Source organism: Klebsiella sp. X1-16S-Nf21, from assembly GCF_002837615.1.
Classification (GTDB): domain Bacteria; phylum Pseudomonadota; class Gammaproteobacteria; order Enterobacterales; family Enterobacteriaceae; genus Klebsiella; species Klebsiella variicola.
Map to the genome: position 1 here is coordinate 18,234 of NZ_PJDK01000044.1, position 19,154 is coordinate 37,387.

16 protein-coding genes are annotated in these 19,154 nt (G+C 60.5%); 7 read left to right on the top strand and 9 right to left on the bottom strand.

Going from position 1 to position 19,154, the window contains the following annotated elements:
• Positions 1-308: 308 nt before the first annotated feature.
• Entirely contained in the window at positions 309-3,836 is a 3,528-nt protein-coding gene (gene nifJ / locus CW267_RS19135) for a pyruvate:ferredoxin (flavodoxin) oxidoreductase (RefSeq protein ID WP_023297500.1), read from the bottom strand.
• A 362-nt stretch (positions 3,837-4,198) separates the two neighbouring features.
• Here nifJ and CW267_RS19145 point away from each other — a divergent pair, with 362 nt between their 5' ends.
• Positions 4,199-4,462, top strand: coding sequence for a DUF333 domain-containing protein (locus CW267_RS19145; RefSeq protein WP_008805145.1), 264 nt, complete (start codon positions 4,199-4,201; stop codon positions 4,460-4,462).
• A 45-nt stretch (positions 4,463-4,507) separates the two neighbouring features.
• Here the strand turns inward: CW267_RS19145 and hslJ are convergent, their stop codons facing one another.
• The 3 genes from hslJ to CW267_RS19160 all read right to left on the bottom strand — a co-directional run bounded on the left by hslJ (position 4,508) and on the right by CW267_RS19160 (position 6,708).
• Positions 4,508-4,948, bottom strand: coding sequence for a heat shock protein HslJ (gene hslJ, locus CW267_RS19150; protein WP_032735422.1), 441 nt, complete (start codon positions 4,946-4,948; stop codon positions 4,508-4,510).
• Between the two features lie 122 nt (positions 4,949-5,070).
• Entirely contained in the window at positions 5,071-6,060 is a 990-nt protein-coding gene (locus tag CW267_RS19155) for a 2-hydroxyacid dehydrogenase (protein ID WP_008805143.1), read from the bottom strand.
• Between the two features lie 147 nt (positions 6,061-6,207).
• Positions 6,208-6,708 (bottom strand): DedA family protein, encoded by a 501-nt coding sequence (locus tag CW267_RS19160; RefSeq protein WP_004204015.1) that lies wholly within the window; start codon positions 6,706-6,708, stop codon positions 6,208-6,210.
• 206 nt (positions 6,709-6,914) lie between these two features.
• On the opposite strand from CW267_RS19160, the gene CW267_RS19170 reads away from it, so the two are divergent.
• From CW267_RS19170 to CW267_RS19180, 3 genes are read left to right on the top strand one after another with little or no spacing between them, the layout of a single operon-like run.
• Positions 6,915-9,554 carry a YdbH family protein gene (locus tag CW267_RS19170; protein ID WP_032735424.1) on the top strand — a complete coding sequence of 880 codons (2,640 nt, stop codon included), beginning with the start codon at positions 6,915-6,917 and terminating at the stop codon, positions 9,552-9,554.
• Positions 9,551-9,736 carry a YnbE family lipoprotein gene (locus CW267_RS19175; RefSeq protein ID WP_016160896.1) on the top strand — a complete coding sequence of 62 codons (186 nt, stop codon included), beginning with the start codon at positions 9,551-9,553 and terminating at the stop codon, positions 9,734-9,736. Before CW267_RS19170 ends, CW267_RS19175 begins: the two co-directional genes overlap by 4 nt.
• A 7-nt stretch (positions 9,737-9,743) precedes the next feature.
• Positions 9,744-10,067, top strand: coding sequence for a YdbL family protein (locus CW267_RS19180; RefSeq protein WP_012541948.1), 324 nt, complete (start codon positions 9,744-9,746; stop codon positions 10,065-10,067).
• Here the strand turns inward: CW267_RS19180 and feaR are convergent, their stop codons facing one another.
• The gene (gene feaR, locus CW267_RS19185) at positions 10,068-10,970 is read right to left on the bottom strand and encodes a transcriptional regulator FeaR (RefSeq protein ID WP_032735426.1); all 903 of its coding nucleotides are present in this window, start codon (positions 10,968-10,970) and stop codon (positions 10,068-10,070) included.
• A 235-nt stretch (positions 10,971-11,205) separates the two neighbouring features.
• Here feaR and CW267_RS19190 point away from each other — a divergent pair, with 235 nt between their 5' ends.
• Together CW267_RS19190 and CW267_RS19195 are read left to right on the top strand one after the other, a co-directional pair.
• Complete coding sequence (locus CW267_RS19190; RefSeq protein WP_032735428.1) at positions 11,206-12,705, top strand: aldehyde dehydrogenase family protein; 1,500 nt, start codon at positions 11,206-11,208, stop codon at positions 12,703-12,705.
• Positions 12,706-12,829: 124 nt separating this feature from the next.
• On the top strand, positions 12,830-13,720 hold the full coding sequence (locus CW267_RS19195; protein ID WP_032735429.1) for an oxidoreductase: 891 nt from the start codon (positions 12,830-12,832) through the stop codon (positions 13,718-13,720).
• Between the two features lie 17 nt (positions 13,721-13,737).
• Here the strand turns inward: CW267_RS19195 and CW267_RS19200 are convergent, their stop codons facing one another.
• The 4 genes from CW267_RS19200 to CW267_RS19215 are packed head-to-tail and all read right to left on the bottom strand — an operon-like array spanning position 13,738 to position 17,748.
• Entirely contained in the window at positions 13,738-14,469 is a 732-nt protein-coding gene (locus CW267_RS19200; RefSeq protein WP_012541943.1) for a class II aldolase and adducin N-terminal domain-containing protein, read from the bottom strand.
• A gap of 5 nt (positions 14,470-14,474) precedes the next feature.
• Positions 14,475-15,305 carry an ABC transporter substrate-binding protein gene (locus tag CW267_RS19205; protein WP_012541942.1) on the bottom strand — a complete coding sequence of 277 codons (831 nt, stop codon included), beginning with the start codon at positions 15,303-15,305 and terminating at the stop codon, positions 14,475-14,477.
• A 23-nt stretch (positions 15,306-15,328) separates the two neighbouring features.
• Entirely contained in the window at positions 15,329-16,201 is an 873-nt protein-coding gene (locus tag CW267_RS19210; RefSeq protein WP_008805134.1) for a phytanoyl-CoA dioxygenase family protein, read from the bottom strand.
• Between the two features lie 26 nt (positions 16,202-16,227).
• Positions 16,228-17,748 (bottom strand): amino acid ABC transporter permease/ATP-binding protein, encoded by a 1,521-nt coding sequence (locus CW267_RS19215; RefSeq protein WP_032735432.1) that lies wholly within the window; start codon positions 17,746-17,748, stop codon positions 16,228-16,230.
• A 488-nt stretch (positions 17,749-18,236) separates the two neighbouring features.
• On the opposite strand from CW267_RS19215, the gene CW267_RS19220 reads away from it, so the two are divergent.
• Positions 18,237-19,151, top strand: coding sequence for a LysR substrate-binding domain-containing protein (locus CW267_RS19220; protein ID WP_004190428.1), 915 nt, complete (start codon positions 18,237-18,239; stop codon positions 19,149-19,151).
• The last annotated feature ends 3 nt before the right edge of the window (positions 19,152-19,154 follow it).

Consider the following 19,154-nt stretch of genomic DNA (forward strand, 5'->3'; position numbering starts at 1 on the left):
AACTCATGCTAAAGGAGCGGTCTGAGATATGGTAAGACTCAATTGTTACGATATAAGTAAAATCTAAAATAAATAATACCAAAGAAATGTTGATAATTATGCTGAATATATCCGTGGATAATATACAAAATAAAAATTATACATGCCCAGGATAATCACGTATTATTCGCGCGTTATATGCCTTTATTGTCATGCCAATTATTTATTGTTGCCGTCTCATTCTGCGGAATGATTTTGTTTATCGGTAAAACGACAAGCCCGAACAACATGTTCGGGCTTTTTTTATGGCTGCAGGATGGAAAATAACCTTAGCCTTCGCTCGGTGATTTCTCCGCTTTGCCGGCCAGCTGGGCGAGGAAGTCATACCGTTTCTGCAGATCCGCGGCGGCGTCTTTCCACAACTGCTCCGCCACCTCCGGCTGCTGGGCGTTCAGGCGACGGAAGCGTTGCTCGTTGAGCAGCGTCTCGGCTAGCGCGTCGGACGGCGGACGAGAATCCAGCGCCAGCGGCAGTTTGCCTTCGTCGGCGCGACGCGGGTCGAAGCGGTAGAGCGGCCAGAATCCAGTAGCGGTCAGCTGACGCATCTGATCGTGGCTGAGCGCCAGATCGTAGCCGTGCTCTTCGCAAGGACTGTAGGCGATGATCAGCGACGGTCCCGGATAGGCTTCCGCTTCCTGAATCGCTTTCACCGTCTGGTTCAGCTGCGCGCCCAGCGAAATCTGCGCCACATACACATGACCGTACATCATCATGCTGACGCCCAGATCTTTGCGCGCCTTGCGTTTACCGTGTTCGCCAAACTTGGTGACTGCCCCCAGCGGGGTGGCTTTTGACGCCTGGCCGCCGGTGTTGGAGTAACACTGGGTATCCAGCACCAGAATGTTGACGTTTTCCGTCAGGCTCAGCACATGATCCAGACCGCCGAAGCCAATATCGTAGGCCCAGCCGTCGCCACCGATCAGCCAGACGGATTTCTCCACCAGCGCGTCAGCATCGGTCAGCAGCTCTTCAGCGCCGTCCACGCCGGCCAGCGCCTGGCGCAGGGCCGCCACCTGTTCGCGGCGTACTTCCGGCGTCGCCTCGGCATGTAACGCCGCGTTCAACTCTGCCGGCAGTTTGTCGGCAAATTCGCTCAGCAGGCGCATCACGCGCTGACGGTGCTGGTCGACGGTTAAGCGGAAGCCGAGCCCGAATTCAGCGTTATCCTCAAACAGCGAGTTGGCCCATGCCGGGCCGCGGCCGTTGGCGTCGGTCGTATACGGCGTCGAGGGCAGGTTGCCGCCGTAAATGGAGGAGCAGCCGGTAGCATTGGCAATCAACATCCGATCGCCATACAGCTGGGTCAGCAGTTTGATATACGGCGTTTCGCCACAGCCGGAGCAGGCGCCGGAGTATTCAAACAGCGGGCTGATCAGCTGCGAGGTGCGAATATCAATCCGCTCCAGTTTTGTGCGGTCGATTTCCGGCAGGTTGAGGAAGTAATCGTAATTGACCTTCTCCTCTTCCACATGCTCCAGGCGCGACATCATATTGATGGCCTTGATCTCCGGGTTCTGGCGATCTTTCGCCGGGCACACTTCAACGCACAGGTTGCAGCCAGTGCAGTCTTCCGGGGCGACCTGCAGAACGTATTTTTGTCCGCGCATATCGCGGGATTTGACGTCCAGCGAGTGCAGACTGGCAGGGGCGTTCTCCATCTCTTCCGGCGCGACCACTTTGGCGCGGATCGCCGAGTGCGGGCAGGCGGCGACGCAGTGGTTGCACTGCGTACACAGCGCTTCCTTCCAGATGGGGATCTCTTCGGCGATATTGCGTTTCTCCCAGCGCGTGGTGCCCATGGGCCAGGTGCCGTCCGGCGGCAGGGCGGAGACCGGCAGCGCATCGCCGAGGCCGGCCAGCATCGCGGCGGTGACCGTTTTGACGAAATCCGGCGCGGCGTCGGAAACCACCGGCGGGCGGTTCGGACTGCTGGCGTTCACTGGCTGGAGCGGCACTTCCGCCAGCGATTCCCGGGCCAGGGCCAGCGCCTGCCAGTTGCGTTCCACCAGCTCCTGGCCTTTGCTGCTGTAGCTTTTGGCGATGGCTGCCTGCAGTTCCGCCAGCGCGCTGTCGCCCGGCAGGATGCGGGTGAGATGGAAGAACGCCATCTGCATCACGGTATTAATGCGCGCGCCGAGGCTGCACTCGCGGGCGATTTTCGCCGCGTTGACCACGTAAAAACGCGCTTTTTTCTGATTCAGGGTGGCCTGGACTTCCTGCGGCAGGCGAGACCAGACCTCATCGGCGCCGTAAGGCGTGTTGAGCAGGAAAATACCGCCGGGCTTCAGCCGCTCGGCCATCTGGTATTTATCGATAAACTGTAGCTGGTGGCAGCCGACGAAATCAGCCTGCGAAATCAGATACGAAGAACGAATCGGTTTTTCGCTGACGCGCAGATGCGACACGGTGAGGCCGCCCGCTTTCTTCGAGTCATAGACAAAATAGCCCTGTGAGAACCACGGGGTCGAGTTGCCGATGATTTTGATGTTGTTTTTGGTGGCTGACACGCTGCCATCGCTGCCGAGACCGTAGAACAGGGCCTCGAGCTTGGCCTCTGCGGGCAGGGTATTTTCTCCCAGCGGCAGCGACAGATTGGTCACGTCATCATAGATACCGACGGTAAAGCGTGGCTTCGGCTGAGCGGACTGCAGTTCACTAAATACCGCCAGCACGCATTCCGGGCCGAACTCCTTGGAGGAGAGGCCATAGCGGCCGCCGATGGTGCGCGGCAGCGTCTCGCGCTCGCCGCGGTTAAAGGCTTCCGCCAGGGCGGTCATCACATCGAGATACAGCGGCTCGGCAAGCGCGCCAGGCTCTTTGGTGCGATCGAGCACCGCTACCGCCCGGGCGCTTTCCGGCAGCGCTGCCAGCAGGTGGGCGGCGGAGAACGGGCGATAGAGGCGCACTTTCAGCACGCCGACTTTCTCGCCGCGGCTCAGCAGTTCATCAACCACCTCTTCGCAGGTACCGATGGCCGAACCCATAATGACGATCACGCGCTCTGCCTGCGGGTGGCCGTAAAACTCAAACGGTTTGTACTGACGGCCGGTGGCGGCGGCGAAGTCGTTCATCGCCGTCTCAACATGGTCATAGACCGCGTCGTACCACGGATTGGTGGCCTCCCGGGACTGGAAGTAAGTGTCGGGGTTGGCCGAGGTTCCGCGGATCACCGGGTGTTCCGGATTGAGCGCGCGCTGGCGATGCTCGGCGATTTTATCCTGCGGTAGCAGGGAGCGAATGGTGTCATCCGCCAGCGGGGCGATTTTGTTGATTTCGTGCGAGGTGCGGAAGCCATCAAAGAAATGAATAAACGGCACCCGGCTTTGCAGGGTGGCGATATGCGAGATCAGCGCAAAATCCTGCGCCTCCTGGACGCTGCTGGCGCACAGCATGGCGCAACCGGTCTGCCGCACGGCCATCACATCGGAATGATCGCCGAAGATCGATAGCGCGTGGGTGGCGACGGTGCGGGCGGCGACGTGCAGCACAAACGGCATCAGCTGGCCGGCCAGTTTGTACAGCGTGGGGATCATCAGCAGCAGACCCTGCGATGAGGTAAAGGAGGTGGAGAGGGCGCCGGTCTGCAGCGCGCCATGTACGGCGCCAATGGCGCCTGCCTCCGACTGCATTTCGACCACCCGGGGAACATCGCCCCAGACGTTTTTCAGCCCATTGCCGGCCCAGGCGTCGGCCTGTTCCGCCATCGTTGAACTGGGCGTGATCGGGTAGATGGCGATAACTTCACTGGTGCGAAACGCGACGGAAGCGACCGCGCCATTACCATCAATCGTAATCATATGAAGACACCCTTACATTGCGCAAAAGAATGGACACGTGAAACCGCGACGCGCCCTGTAATTATATAAGGGGTAGTTTAGCAAACCGTTGGCGCGGCCATTTTTGCATTTGTGTCCTCAATGCGCCGGCCACCCGTGACCAGATCAATATTTTGCATGGTTCGCGGAGAAAATGGCTTCCTGCCGAGTGTCGAATCACGTGCGCCCGGCGACCAGGCCGGAGCAGATCAAGCTTTCGGCGAAAATTTGCTAGAAAATGTTAATGAGGCGCATAAATACGTACTTCCCCCCTCGACGCCGCCCGCCACGCTGCCTATTATTCTGGGGGTTGCTTTTTTAAGACGTTTCCGAGGGGAGAGAGAATGCGAGCTGCGATATTAGTAGGTTGTGCGGCGCTGTTGCTGTCGGCGTGCAGTAGTGAACCCGTTCAGCAGGCCACGGCGGCGCACGTCACGCCAGGCATGCGGGCGGCGATGAGCGACGCCGGTCAGGCCAACTGCGCCATGATAGGCGGCTCGTTATCGGTGGCTCGTCAGCTCGATGGTTCGGCGATTGGCATGTGCGCGCTGCCGAACGGCAAACGCTGCAGCGAGCAGGCGCTGGCGGGCGGCAGCTGCGGCTACTAACGGCGGCCCCGTCGCGGGGCAGCGTCAGCGGCACCTCAATGCCGGCTAGTGCATCAGGTCGGCGAGCTTATAGACCAGCGTCTGGTCGGCGGTCGCCAGCGTCAACTGGTTTTCCGTCAGATCGACCTGCGCGCCTTCGCGCAACATCTTGCCGATCGTCGCGTCAAGGGTATTAAGCTGGGCATCGTGGCACAGCATCCGGGTCATCGCCAGCGACTTCACCTTCAGCTCGCCGTCCGACACCTTGCCTTCCCCGCTAAAACCGTTGCACATATTGCCCGAAACATACATCTTGCCCGTAATAGCCATCTTCTCGCCGAAGCTCAGCTCCAGCGGCCGGTCGCCGACGTTGACCGCCTGGCCGTTGACGCTGGTCAGCACGAAGCGATGATGCTGCAGCTGTTCCGCGCCGGTGGACACCTTACTGTTATAGACACAGCCGGACAACAGCATACCTGCCGCCAGTAGCGCCGCCAATTTGTTCATTTTCACTCCAAAACATTCACATTACTAATAAAACCAAGCCAGTGTAACGGTATCGCAGCGGGGATCTGTGGGGATTATCTGAATGTACTCCCCCCGGGAGAGGAGCACAAAAGGGAAAGGAATCAGACGATGGCGTTCGGGCAGGTTTCGCCGTTTGCGACCTGCTGCAGGTTGCCCAGGGTGGTCTCCGAAATGCTGATCAGCGCCTCAGCGGTGAGGAACGCCTGGTGGCCGGTGAACAGCACGTTGTGGCAGGCGGAGAGGCGGCGGAAAACGTCGTCCTGGATCACATCGTTGGATTTGTCTTCAAAGAACAGATCGCGTTCGTTCTCATAAACATCCAGCCCCAGCGCGCCAATTTTCTGGTGCTTCAGGGCGTCGATGGCCGCCTGGGAGTCGATCAGCGCGCCGCGGCTGGTGTTAATCACCATCACCCCGTCCTTCATCTGGTCAAACGCCTCGCGATTGAGCAGATGGTAGTTTTCGTCGGTCAGCGGGCAGTGCAGGGAGATCACGTCCGACTCCTTGTACAGTGTAGCGAGGTCGACATATTCCACCCCCAGCTCCAGCGCGGCGGCGCTTGGGTACGGGTCGAACGCCAGCAGGCGCATGCCGAAACCTTTGAGGATCCGCAGCATCGCCACGCCAATTTTCCCGGTGCCGATCACCCCGGCGGTTTTACCGTACATGGTGAAACCGGTGAGGCCTTCGAGGGAGAAGTTGGCATCACGGGTACGCTGATAGGCGCGGTGGATGCGACGGTTGAGCGACATCATCATACCGATCGCATGCTCAGCGACGGCTTCCGGCGAGTACGCCGGGACGCGGACCACGCGCAGGCCAAGCTCCTTTGCCGCCTCGAGGTCGACGTTGTTAAATCCGGCGCAGCGCAGAGCGATATACTTCACGCCGTGGGCCTTCAGCTCTTCCAGCACCGGGCGGCTGCCGTCGTCATTGACGAAGATACACACCGCTTCGCAACCGTTGGCGGTTTTGGCGGTCTTCGCTGTCAGCAGGAAGTCGAAGAATTCCAGTTCAAAGCCGTAGGTATCATTCACGTGCTGCAGGTACTTTTTATCGTACTGCTTCGTACTGTAAACCGCGATTTTCATAAGACTTTTCTCCAGTGATTATAACGTCACGGTAGCATATTTAAAATAATCGTACAATTATTAAAAAATAGTTTAAGTGTCAGGTGCTTATGCTAATTCTAGAGCATATCGCGGATTTGCGGAATCTCTTTGAAAGACAAAGTTTTTTCACCACAAACTGAGGCTTAAAGCGCCGGGGGAGAGCAGCAGAAACGGCCACAGCAGACCGGAGCTGACGTTAGCTAGCTGAAACGACCACAGCGGCAGGCCGCTGGCGCCGCTGACCAGGGGCAGGGTGGCGCGCAGGGGAGAGAGGAAGCGACTGAAAAAGACCGCCCACAGCCCGCGGCGCTGAAAAAAGAGTCGGCTGCGGGCCAGCCGCTCGGCGGTGAGCCAGCGTAACTGTGTGAGGCGGTGACGATAGCGAACGCCTAACCACCACGAGAGCCAGAATCCGCCGATGGCGCCGAGGCTGGCGCTGGACCACATTAACAGGAAATGACCGAGGCTGGCGGAAGCGAATGTCCCCAACAGCAGCAGACCGGAGGTGCCCGGGATCGCCAGCGACACCAGCGCGCAGGATTTAGTGAAGGTAAGCAGGAAAACCATTAGTAATACCAATGGATAGTGGCCCTGTGCGCTCTCAATGAGCGAGATAATTAACGACACGGTTTCTCCCGCAAGCCATTTCTGTCTGGCTGGAGTGTGGCAGGCGCTGCTTAAACAAAAGCTAAATGATGACGGCCGATCGCCGCGCCGCGAGTCCGGCTGGCAACTATGCTTTAACAGGTCGCAAACTTTCACTCACTGGTCGAACGTGTCACAATGGGCGCCATTCGGCTTTTACTTATGTTGAATCAGGATATTAACTGCCCATGAAGGGTAAATATAAAGCCGCCATCGCGCTGGTGTTAGTGCTGGTGTTATTGCCGCTAACGCTGCTGTTGACGCTGACCCACTGGGTGCCGACGCTGGCGGGCATCTGGCTGCCTGTGGGCACTCGTATCTCGTTGCAGGAGAGCCCGCGTCTGACGCGGTCGGCTCTGCTGATCCCCGACCTGCGCTATCTGGTGGGCGACTGTGAACTCGCCCGGGTGACCGATGCCCGTCTCTCGCGTCCCAGCCGCTGGCGGCTGCATATTGGCCAGCTGGACATCAACAGCGCTTGTCTGAGCAAACTGCCGGCCAGCGAGCCCACGCCGGGATCGCCGCGCACCCTCGCCGAATGGCAATCGATGTTGCCCTACAGCTGGTTAACCATTGACAACCTGCGGCTGTCGCCATGGGAGAAATGGCAGGGGCGGCTGGTGATGTCGTTGACGCCAGTGCAGCAGGACATCGGCTTTGCCGGTAAGGAACTGAGTCTGCAGGCGCGCCTGCGCGGCCAGGCCCTCACCGTCAGCCAGTTCAGCGCCCGGCTGACTGACGATCAGCCGCCGGTGAAGCTGGTGGGAACCTTCCACCTGCCGCTGGTACCGGATGGTCTGCCGGTCGACGGCCAGATGCAGGGCACCTTTGAATTTCCACAAACCGCGGAATGGATCGATGCCGAGCTCGAGTGGCAGCACAATCGCGGCCAGCTGCTGGTGACGCCGCGCGGCGAGGTAGAGCCGATCCTGGACCTGCCGTGGGAGATCACCCCGGAGCGGATCACCATCAGCGACGGCCGCTGGCGCACCCGCTACCAGAACTACCCGCTCAGCGGGCGCCTCGCACTGTCGGTGGGCAACTGGCAGCAGGGGACCGAGCAGATGACCGTCAGCGGTCGCTTAAATGTCCTCACCGAGGGGCATGCCGGCAAAGGCAACGCGGTGCTGAATATCGGTCCGGGCAAGCTAAGCATGGATAACAGCGACATGCCGCTGCGGCTCACCGGCGAGGCCAAGCTGGGGGAGATGATCTTCTACGCGGCGCTGCCGGCGCAGCTCAGCGGGTCGCTGGTCAGCCCGCAGCTGGCGTTTCATCCCGGGGCGCTGCTGCGTTCGCGCGGACGAGTGATCGATGCGCTGAATATTGATGAAATTCGCTGGCCGCTGGCTGGGGTGAAAGTGACCCAGCAGGGCGTCGATGGCCGCCTGCAGGCGATCCTCCGCGCCCATGAGCAGCAGATGGGCGACTTTACGCTGCATCTGGACGGTCAGGCGAGCGATTTTCTGCCTGACAGCGGCCGCTGGCAATGGCGCTACTGGGGTGAGGGACACTTCACCCCGATGCAGGCGCGCTGGGATGTGAAGGGCAGCGGGGAGTGGCGCGACAATGCTATTACCCTGAGCAGCCTCTCCACCGGCTTCGATAAGCTCGAGTACGGCACGATGCGGGTCAGTACGCCGCGTCTGACGCTCGAGCAGCCGATCCGCTGGCTGCGTGATGCCCAGCACCCGCGGCTGACCGGCGCGCTGTCGCTGGACGCGGCCAAAACCACCTTCTCCGGCGGCAGCTATCTCCCGGCGTCAACGCTGAAATTTGCCCTCGACGGCCGGGACCCGACGTGGTTCCAGTTCACCGGCGCCCTGCACGCCGATACCATTGGCCCGGTGCGGCTGACCGGGCGCTGGGATGGCGAACGGCTGCGCGGCCAGGCGTGGTGGCCAAAACAGTCGCTGACGGTGTTCCAGCCGCTGGTGCCACCGGACTGGAAGATGAACCTGCGGGAAGGGAGTCTCTATGCGCAGGTGGCCTTTTCAGCGGCGGCCGGGCAGGGATTTGAGGCGGGCGGCCACGGCGTGCTGAAGGGCGGCAGCGCCTGGATGCCGGATAACCAGATTAACGGTGTCGACTTCGTGCTGCCATTCCGTTTCAGCGACGGCCACTGGCAACTGGGCACCCGTCGTCCGGTCTCCCTGCGTATTGGCGAAATCGTCAACCAGGTTACCGCGCGCAATCTGACGGCGGACCTGCAGGGCACCTGGCCGTGGAGTGAGGCCAATCCGCTGCAGCTCAGCGACGTCAGCGTCGATCTGTTAGGCGGAAAACTGACCCTGCTGCAGCTGCGCATGCCGCAGCGCGACCCGGCGCTGATCCGTCTGCAACATATCTCCAGCAGCGAACTCACCAGCGCCGTCAAGGTGAAGCAGTTCGCCATGTCCGGGGCGGTGAGCGGCGCGCTGCCGCTGTGGCTGGAAAACAACCAATGGATCATCCACGACGGCTGGTTGCGTAATGACGGGCCGATGACCCTGCGGCTGGATAAAGACACTGCCGATGCGCTGGTGGCGGACAATGTCTCCGCCGGGGCGGCGATTAACTGGCTGCGCTATATGGAGATCTCCCGCTCGTGGACGCGGATTAACCTCGACAATCTGGGCGTGTTGACGCTTAAGGCCACCGTCAACGGTACCAGCCGGGTGGACGGAAAAAGCAGTACCGTGCATTTAAACTACGCTCATGAAGAGAATATTTTCGATCTGTGGCGCAGTTTACGCTTCGGCGACAATTTACAGGCGTGGCTCGAACAGAATGCCATGCTGCCCGTGCGGCACTGTACGGACGGTAAGACATGTAAGGAACCTAAATGAAGAAGTTGCTAGTGGCCATGGTGGCGCCGATGCTGCTCGCCGGCTGTACGCCGCGTATCGAAATTGCGGCATCGAAAGAGCCCATCACCATTAATATGAATGTCAAAATTGAGCATGAGATCCATATCAAGGTCGATAAGGATGTGGAAAATCTGCTGAAATCCCGCAGCGATCTGTTCTGAGGCGACGATGAGAAAACGACTGTTAAGCGCAGCGCTGGCGCTGACCTTACTCAGCGCGCCCGCGCTGGCGTTGACCCTGAGCGAAGCGCGGCAGCAGGGGCGGGTGGGGGAAACGCTGAACGGCTATCTGGCGCCGCTGCGCCAGGATAAAGAGACCTTAGCGCTGGTGAAGCAGATCAACGCCGCGCGCAGCGAAAGCTACCAGCAGCTGGCGGATGACAACAATCTGCCGGTAGATGAAGTGGCGAAAATGGCCGGGCAGAAGCTGGTGGCCCGGGCTCAGCCCGGGGAGTACGTCCAGGGGCTGAACGGCCAGTGGCGGCGTAAATGATCAGCGGCAGCGCTTGCGGTATTCGCCCGGCGAGACGCCAAAGCGCTGCTTAAAGGCGGTGGAGAAATGGCTGTGGTCGCTGAAGCCCCAGCGGTAGCCGATCCCCGCCAGCTTTTCGTCGGCATGGGCGTTCTGTAACGCCCTGGCACACAGATCCAACCGCCGGTTCTTAATATACTGCGCCACCACCAGCCCTTTATCGGCAAACAGCCGGTACAGGCTGCGTACCGACATCCCCGTCTCGCTGGCCAGCCACTCCGGGCGCAAATGCTCCGACTGAATGGACGCATCGATTAAGGCAATAATCTTTTGAAACTGCTTTTCCCGCCGGGAAGGGGCAGGCTCGCGCTGATGCAGCACCGGGCGCAACAGGCAGGCGATCGCCTCCAGCGCCGCTTCACTCTCGCTGGCGGAGAGTGTCGTGCCGCCCATGCTTTCCAGCAACAGTCGCTGGCTGAGCTGCACCATTGGCAGGGATTTGTCCAGCCGGCAGGCGGTGGCGATGTCGCCTGTGGGCGCCACCCGCTGGCGCGGCAGCAGCAGGGAGGCCTGACGCGAGGTCTGCTGCCAGACAATCGAGCAGGGGCGGGCGGCGTCGATTAACGTGATATCGCCTGCCGCCAGCGTCACCTGGCGATCGTCCTGTTCGATGATGGCTTCGCCGGCAAGCTGAAATACGGTGTAGAACCAGGCGTCGTTATCGCGTTTTATCTCATTGTGTGTGCGGTAGAGATTAACGCCGGCGGCGGTGACCGTGCTGACCTTGAGGTTACCGGCGTAGCGGGCGTCAATCTCGCCGTGGAAGTGCCCCTCCAGCGGCCGGGCGGCGAAATGGCCGCAGACCTGATTGATCGTCGCCAGCCAGCGCTGGTACGCCAGCCCCCCCTCTGCCGTGGTCATCATTCGCCCTTCTCCTGTAATAACAATGTTTCTGCATTGTTGCATTTATGCCGCCTCAGGCAAGGCCGCGATGGCGGGTATATGAAAGAACTATTACCTGCGGCACATTTCTGCCAGGGTAAGCCGCGGATTTGCGGCGACTGTCACAGCGGCGCAAACGAATGTCACAGAGAAAAAAGCGCCAGCCGCCAACCGGACATAGACTGAAAGCACTATCCGCGAAGAATAAGGAAAGGGTATGTCCACCTCTCAGATAGCGCTGCTTGCCAGCGTCCAGCAGTTTTTAGACCGTCAGCATGGCCTGTATATCGACGGCGCTCCCTGCGCCGCGCAGAGCGAAAACCGGTTAACCGTTTGGGATCCGGCCACCGGGCAGGCGATTGCCACCACCGCCGACGCCAGCCCGGCGGATGTTGACCGGGCGGTAATGTCCGCCTGGCGCGCTTTTGTCGATCGCCGCTGGGCCGGGCGCACCCCGGCCGACCGTGAACGCATCCTGCTGCGTTTTGCCGACCTGGTGGAGCAGCACGGCGAAGAGCTGGCGCAACTGGAAACCCTTGAGCAGGGCAAATCCATTGCGATCTCTCGCGCCTTTGAGGTCGGCTGCACCCTGAACTGGATGCGCTACACCGCGGGGCTGACCACCAAGATCAGCGGCCGGACGCTGGACGTGTCGATCCCGTTCCCGCAAGGGGCGCGTTACCAGGCGTGGACCAAAAAAGAGCCGGTCGGGGTGGTGGCGGGTATCGTCCCGTGGAATTTCCCGCTGATGATCGGCATGTGGAAGGTCATGCCGGCCCTGGCGGCAGGCTGTTCGATCGTCATCAAACCTTCTGAAACCACCCCGCTGACCCTGCTGCGGGTGGCGGAGCTGGCGACCCTGGCGGGCATACCTGACGGGGTATTCAACGTGGTCACCGGCAGCGGCGCGGGCTGCGGCGCGGCGCTGACCGCCCATCCGCAGGTAGCGAAGGTCAGCTTTACCGGCTCGACGGCGACCGGGAAACAGATCGCCCGCGTGGCCGCCGACCGCCTGACTCGCGTGACGCTGGAGCTGGGCGGCAAGAACCCGGCGATTGTGCTCAAAGATGCCGATCCCCAGTGGGTTATTGAGGGGCTGATGACCGGTAGCTTCCTCAATCAGGGGCAGGTCTGCGCCGCCAGCTCGCGGATCTACATCGAAGCGCCGCTGTTTGACACCCTGGTCAGCGGTTTCGGGCAGGCGGTAAAATCGCTGCAGGTGGGGCCGGGGATGCAGGAGACGGCGCAGATCAACCCGGTGGTCTCCCGGGCCCACTGCGACAAGGTGGCGGCCTACCTCGAAGAGGCTCGCCAGCAGAAGGCAGAGCTCATCAGCGGCAGTGCCGGACCGGATGCAGGGGGGTACTATATTCCGCCGACGCTGGTGGTTAACCCCGACGCCGGGCTGCGCCTCACCCGTGAGGAGGTGTTTGGCCCGGTGGTGAACCTGGTGCGGGTGGCCGACGGCGAGGAGGCGCTGCGTCTGGCCAACGACAGCGATTTTGGCCTGACCGCCAGCGTCTGGACCCGCGATCTAACCCAGGCCCTGAACTACACCGACCGTCTGCAGGCGGGAACGGTATGGGTCAACAGCCATACCCTGATTGACGCCAACCTGCCTTTCGGCGGCATGAAGCAGTCTGGTACCGGCCGCGATTTCGGCCCTGACTGGCTCGACGGCTGGTGCGAAACCAAATCCGTTTGCGTGCGTTACTAGACCGCTGTCGGGGAAAGCGAATGGCTTTTCCCGACGCGCCGCTTGCCGACCTCCGGTCTTTCTCGCTACTGTGGAGGGCAATCTTTGCCCAACCAGGGCGGTGAATCATCAGGAGGTCTTCGGCATGTCAGCATTTCCTAAGGTTGCACTTATTGGTCCCGGCGCCATCGGCACGACTATCGCCGCCGCCCTGTTTGAGGTGGGGAGGGCGCCGATGGTCTGCGGGCGTACCGCCCATTCGGTGCTGGTGCTGCGCACTGACGAGGGCGAGATCGTGGTGCCCGGCCCGGTGCACACCGACCCAACGGCGATAGCCGCCCCCTTCGACCTGGTCTTTGTCGCGGTGAAAACTACCCAGACGGAGGCCATCGCCTCCTGGCTGACGGCCCTGTGTTCCACGGACACCGTGGTGTGCGTGCTGCAAAACGGCGTTGAGCAGCGCCAGCAGTTTGCCCCCCTGACCGGCGGCGCGACGGTGTTGCCCTCGGTGGTCTGGTTTCCGGCGCAGCGCGATGCCGATGCCTCTGTCTGGCTGCGCGCCACGCCGCGCCTGACCCTCCCGGATCTGCCGGGGGCAGAGCGAGTGCAGCAGGCGCTGGCGGGGACCCGCTGCGCGGTGGACCTGGCGGCGGATTTTACCACCGTGGCCTGGCGTAAACTGTTGCAGAACGCCGTAGCCGGACTGATGGTGCTGACCGGACGCCGCGCCGGGATGTTTGCCCGGGAAGACATTACTGCCCTCGGACTGGCTTATCTGCGCGAATGTCTGCAGGTGGCGCGGGCGGAAGGGGCCGCCCTGGGCGACAGCGTGCCGGAGGAGATTATCGCCGGTTTTCACCGGGCGCCTGCCGACTTAAGCACCTCTATTATGATCGATCGCCTGAATGGCCGACCGCTGGAGTGGGATATTCGTAACGGCGTGGTGCAGCGTCGCGGGCGTCAGCACGGCATTCCGACACCGCTCAGCGATACCATCGTGCCGCTGCTGGCGGCAGCCAGCGACGGCCCGGGCTGACCCGGGCAGGCGCGGGGTTAGTCCACCAGGGAGGGATCGAGGTCGATCATTAACTGCTTCATTTCGGCAAAATGCTGCCGCGAGAAATCGGCAATCTTCTCCCAGTCCTGGGCCGTTTTTTCCGCTACCGCGTCTGACAGAACCTTCAGCGGCTGGCCGGTGGACCAGGCGGTGATCAGGATCTGACAGGCGCGCTCCAGGGTCCAGATATCATCGAACGCCTCGCCGATGGTCGGGGCGGTCACCAGCACCCCGTGATTCCCCATCAGCAGGCGGCGTTTGTCCGCCAGCAGGCCCGCCAGCCGGGCGCCTTCTGCCGCGTTGTCCGCCATCCCGCCGTACAGCGTATCGACGGCGACCCGGTTAAAATAGCGGGCCGTGTTCTGGTCGATGGGCAGGATCTGCGGCGTCGCCAGACAGGCGAGGCTGGTGGTGTACACCGGGTGCAGATGCAGCACCACCCGCACGTCCGGGAGCCGCTGATGGATCTGCCCGTGAATAGCCCACGCGGTGGCATCGACGTCAGGGCGCGCGGCGCAACGTTCATCATCGGCGTTCAGCACCAGCAGATCGCTGGCGCGGATGCGCGAAAAGTGTTTCCACTTCGGGTTGAGTAAAAACGTTTTCCCGTCGGCGGAGAGCGCGGCGCTGAAATGGTTGGCCACCGCCTCATGCATGCCAAGATGGGCAATGATGCGAAAGGTGGCCGCCAGGTCGATGCGGATCTGCTCTTCATCGGAATCGCGCATGGGCATTACTCCGCTTTCGGCATCAGGGTCTGCAGATCGTCCGCCGTCGGCGCCTGGAAGTGATATTTCTTCAGCAGGGCGGCATATTCCGGCGTCGCGCTGTATTTTTTCAGCGCCTCTTCGAGGGCGGTTTTCACCTCAGTATTGCCTTTTTTAACGCCAAAGCCGTTCAGCACCGGATAGATCAGCGTGTCAGAGGAGATAACCACCCGGTCACCCAGTTTTTCCACCACCCCGCGCGCCACGGCGGCGTCGGTGATCTGCGCATCCACCGCGCGCGACAACAGCGCCTGGGTGGTCTGCGGGTCGGTGGTATAAACGCTCAGCGCAATCGGCTTCAGCCCCTTCTTCACGCAGTAGTCGGTGGAGAGCTTCTGCAATTGCGCCAGCCAGGAGGTGGCGCCCATCGAGCCGATTTTATGGCCGCAGAACGCTTCCGGGGTCTTAGGCTGGTAGTCGCCGCCTTTGCGGGCGAGGATCGCTTCCCCGCTTTTCAGGTACGGCACCATATCGATCACCTTCAGGCGTTCGGCGGTAATGTACATCGACGAGTTGGTGATATCGAAGCGCCCGCCCTGCAGCCCGGGGATCAGGTTGGGGAAGCGGGTATCGATATTCACTGCTTCACGGCCCATAGTCTTCGCCAGACCATCGAGCAGCTCGATGTCAAAACCGGCTGGCTTATTGTTTTCCATGTACTCGTAAGGAAAAAAGGTCATGTCCGAACCGGCGGTGATCTTACCGCTTTGCTGAAAGGCCAGTGCGCTAAAGGATGTCAGAGCAGCCGCTGCGCAGAGCAGCAGGGTCAGCGGGCGTGGTGCGAAAATGCGTGTCATAAAACCTCCGGAGTGTGGGCAAATTACATGCTGGCGCGATCGGCGCCGGCCTGCTGAACAAAAAACGAAGCGCCGCGCGGCTTCTGCGGCAGACGAAGCTGGTTATTGGTGCTGCGCACCAGACCGCTCTCTTCTCCCGCGACCAGGTGGCCGGCATGGCGGCTCGGCAGCGGGTTTTCGCCGTAGGGTAGCGCATCCTCCGCGGCGTAGACGCTGATGAACAGGGTGCGCGGCAGGGCGGTCTCGTTGGGGCTGGAGGCGTGCAGCAGGCGGGTATGCATAAAGCAGACTGAGCCCGCCGGGCCAAAACAGGCCTGCGGCTGCTGGCAGTGCGTCGCCACCACCTCATCATCCACCGCCCCCGTGAAGCGCCCCTCCTGCCAGTGGGACCACAGCGGCCCCTGATGACTGCCAGGCACCACGTTGAGCGGGCCATTCTCTGGGGTCACCTCGCTGACCATCAGCAGGGCGGTGATGATGTCGTCATTGCTGTGTGGGGTGAAAAGGAAATCCTGATGCCATTTCACCTCGGTGGCGGTGTGCGGCAGCTTGGAGTTAATTTTGCTGTGATGAAAGCGGGTGCCGCTGCCGCCGATCAATTGCGCGGCGATGGTCGCCATCCGCGAGTTCAGCGCAGTATGGCGATAGGCCTCGGAGATCTCCGTCGGGGAGGCGACCCGGCGCAGCGACGGATGGTCAGGAGCATGATCGCGCTCGATATCGAAGCGTGGCCGCCCGTCGAGGGTTTCTCCCCACACCGTCGCGTGACCGCGGCTCTCCTCGACCCAGCCGTCGAAATCGCTCTGCAGGGCGGCGATGTCGGCGCTGGAAAGCACCTCTTCGACCACCAGAAAACCCTGCTGATGAAACTGATCAATTTGCCACTGCGCAATCATAGTTTTTCCTCTTCACGTTCCGATAGTTAAGCCAGAGAAACATCTTTGAGAAAGGCCTCGACCCGCGGGTGTTGCCCGCTACGCATCGCCTGCGGCGTGTCATCGCACACCACCCGGCCTTTCTCCATAAACACGATCCGGTCGGACACTTTGAAGGCGAAGTTCATCTCGTGGGTGACGATGACCATGGTGATGCCTTCGTGGGCCAGGGATTCGATAACCTGCAGCACTTCATTCACTTTTTCCGGATCCAGCGCCGAGGTGGGCTCATCGAACAGCATGATCTGCGGACGCATCATCAGGGCGCGGGCGATCGCCACCCGCTGCTGCTGTCCGCCGGAGAGCTGGTGCGGATACTTCCAGGCGTGCTCCAGCATGCCCACTTTGTGCAGCAGTTCGCAGGCGTGCTGGCGGAGCTCCGCGTCACTTGCCAGATGGTGATAGCGCGGGGCCAGCAGCAGATTGCCGAACACGGTCAGATGCGGGAACAGGTTAAAGCTCTGGAACACCATGCCGATGTTCAGGCGATGTTCGGCATTCTCCATAAAGCGCGGCTTCTGCTGCCCCTGGCGGTCGAGGTGAATAAAGGGTTGGCCGTTAATCTGAATTTCGCCGTTATCGATCTGCTCAAGACCGTTCAGCAGGCGAATGAGGGTGGTTTTCCCCGAGCCTGACGGACCGATGACCGAGACCACCTCGCCGGGCTGGATCTGCAGGCTCACCGCCCCCAGCACTTCGACGTTGTTGTAGGCCTTATGCAGCTTAGAGGCCTGCAGCGCCGGCTCATGACTCCGGGTGACGCTGCGCGCCATCACCGGGCGGCGGGCGCTGGCCAGCCGCTGCATCTCGGCATCTACCGGACGAGCGGTATTGCGCTGGGTCACGTCAAGGTAGTTCTCCAGCCGTTTCAGCAGAAAATCGAACACCGTGACGATAAAGATGTAATAAAACGCCACGGCCGTCATCGTCTCCATGACCAGAAAGTTCTGCGAGTAGAGCTGCTGGCCGACCATTAATATTTCGGTCAGGGAGATCACCGACACCAGCGAACTGAGCTTCACGATGGCGATATATTCATTGGCCAGCGCCGGCAGGGCGACGCGCAGCGCCTGGGGGATGATCACCCGCCACTGGATCCCGGCGTAGCGCAACCCCAGGGCCCGCGCGGCTTCGCTCTGCCCGCGAGGGATGGAGAGCAATCCGCCGCGGTGGATCTCGGCGATATAAGCCGCTTCGCTGAGGACCATTGCCAGCAGGCCGGCCCAGAAGGGATCGTTCAGCACCGGGGCGAAGGAGGGCAGCGCCTGCGGCATGTTGTAGACAAAAATCAGCAGGACCAGCAGCGGCATACTGCGAAATAACCAGATATACAGCCGGGCTGGGGTGGATAACCAGCCGCGCGGCGACTGTTTGGCCAGCGCCAGAATAAATCCGAGCACAATACTGCAGCCCCAGGTCAGCAGACTTAATTTAATGACGGTCCAGGTGGCCCACCAAAAATCGGCATCGCTGAGCAGGCTTAACATGTAGTTCCAGTTAAACGTCATGGGCTATTTCACTCGTCATAATTATCAAAAATGAAAGTGGCTCGGCTGTGCCGTAATGGAGCGCCACCGGTATTCATCGTGCGAATACACTATGCTGGCAGGATGCTTTCAGAGGCAATTAGTAAATTTTTGGTCTTTAAGTTTAAAAAAACTATACAGCGATATTAACGATATGGAATTTAAAGTGATTGTTAAGATACTTTGCGTAAACAATTTAAAAACAATGACTGTAATTCAATAACGCTATTTTGCGCAGACAGGTTATTTTGCGCGAAACTGGGGCAGACGCTGCCAGTCTGGCGTGCAGCGTGGCGCATGATGGTGCAATGGTGGAAATAAACCACGCGGGCGTAGAGCAATAATAAATATTGTCGCCCCTTGTCGGGCAATGCGCCGCTCTTTTCCGGGGGTGGCACGCGGATTGCTTGGGACTTAGAGGAAAACTATTCCCCGTGTGCGCCGGACCATATTTTATCAATGGTGATGCTATGAACCGATTTACCCTGAAGCAGCTCAAATATTTCGTCACCGTGGTGGAGACGGAGAGTATCGCCGAGGCCTCCCGCCAGCTGCACATTGCGCAGCCGTCGATTTCGATTGCCATCAAGAATCTGGAGAGCACCTTCGACCAGCAGCTGTTTATTCGCCACCATGCGCAGGGCGTTTCGCTCACCTCCAGCGGTCGGCGGATCTACGATAAAGCGAAAGAGCTGCTGCGCCTGTCCTGGGAGTTCGAACAGAATTCGCGAGCGGATAAAGAGCTGGTTTCTGGCATGATCTCCATCGGTTGCTTCGAATCGGTGGCTCCGCTGTATATGCCGAAGCTGGTGGCCGGGTTTAAGAAATGCTATCCGGAAATCACCCTGCATCTGTACGACGGCGAACAGCATGAGCTGATGCATGGCCTGCACCGCGGCCGCTTCGACCTGGCGCTGGTTTACGATCTGGAGCTCGGCCATTCGATCAATAAAGAGCGGCTCAATGCCCCGCATAAACCCTACGCGCTGCTGCCCGCCGCGCATCCGCTGGCGCAGAAGGCGCAGGTGACGCTGCAGGAGCTGAGCCGCGAGCCGATGATCCTCCTCGATGCGGTCCCCAGTAAAAATTATTTTATCTCCATCTTTAAGGAAAAGGGTTATCACCCGGAAGTGGCTTACAGTTCCCCCTCCATTGAAATGGTGCGCTGTATGGTGGGTCAGGGGTTGGGTTTTTCGGTGCTGGTCACCCGGCCCTGCTGCGATATGACCTACGATGGCGAAAGAGTGGTGCAGCGGGATATTGCCGACGAGATGCCCGCCTCGACCTTAATTATGGCGCATCTCGCGAATAATGAGCCCACGCGGCCGACGCAACTGTTTATGGATTATTGTCGCAGCATCGAATTAACCCCAACTCACGCCTGAAAT